Below are 1,162 nucleotides of genomic sequence, written 5' to 3' on the forward strand. Positions count from 1 at the left end.
CTAGTGTTCTGTCCCAGAAATAACTTTACATAAATATTTGTTGTTCTACGATAAAGCCATGACCGACAGGGAGGCGATCATGGGACGCAAGGGAATCGAGATTTCGGTGTCGACGCTGGAGCGGGAGCAATTGCTATCAATGAGTCGCTCGCGTTCTCTGCCTCATTCTTTGGTCCGTCGAGCAAAGATTATTTTGATGGCCGCTGACGGTTATACGAGCCAGGAAATCGCTTTGCGGTGCGAGGTGACCCCACCGGCGATCACGCATTGGAAAAAGCGATTTGTCGCACAGGGGCTTGCCGGTCTGCATGATGAAGCCCGCCCGGGCCGTCCGCGCACACATGACGATGAAGCGGTGGCAGAACTGTTGGCCAGGGTGCTGCACGAGAAGCCGGACGGGGCGACACACTGGAGCGTGCGCTCTGCCGCTACGCAGACAGGGATTTCTAAGAGTTCGGTGGCCCGGTATCTGTCGCTATTCGGCGTACAGCCCCATCGTTCAAAGAGCTTCAAGCTGTCTACCGATCCGTACTTTGTTGAGAAGGTGCGCGACATTGTCGGGCTATACCTAAGCCCTCCGACCCATGCACTCGTGCTGTGCGTCGATGAGAAGACCCAGTGTCAGGCACTGGAGCGTACACAGCCCGTGCTGCCGATGGGGTTAGGCTATCTCGAAGGGGTAACGCATGACTACTTCCGGCACGGGACGACGACCCTGTTCGCTGCGCTCAATACGGCAACGGGCGAAGTCATCACCCAATGCAAGTCACGCCATAGGCATCAGGAGTTTCTGGCCTTTCTGAATCACGTCGACCAGGCTGTGCCGACTGATCTCGAGATCCATCTGGTGGTCGACAACTATGCGACGCACAAGCATCCGAAGGTCAAGGCCTGGTTAGCCAAACACCCGCGGTACCACATGCATTTCACACCCACCTATTCGAGCTGGCTCAATCAGGTGGAGCGCTGGTTTGGACTGGTTACACAACAGGCGATCCGACGCGGGTCATTCAGAAACGTGCGCCAACTGATTACCAGTATCGAGCGCTATGTTCAGCAGTACAACCAGCACAAGCGAGCGTTTGTGTGGACTGCAACAGCCGATTCCATTCTCAAGAAAGTGGCGAAACTATGTAAAGTTATTTCTGGGACAGAACACTAG

Annotated in this window: 1 protein-coding gene; it reads left to right on the forward strand. The window is 55.1% G+C overall.

Annotated elements, in window-relative coordinates:
- The first annotated feature begins 79 nt into the window (after positions 1–79).
- A complete protein-coding gene (locus ACRXB1_RS36445; protein ID WP_449494825.1) occupies positions 80–1,162 on the forward strand; it encodes an IS630 family transposase in 1,083 nt (360 codons plus the stop codon).

It is taken from the genome of Caballeronia sp. M23-90, assembly GCF_053574605.1.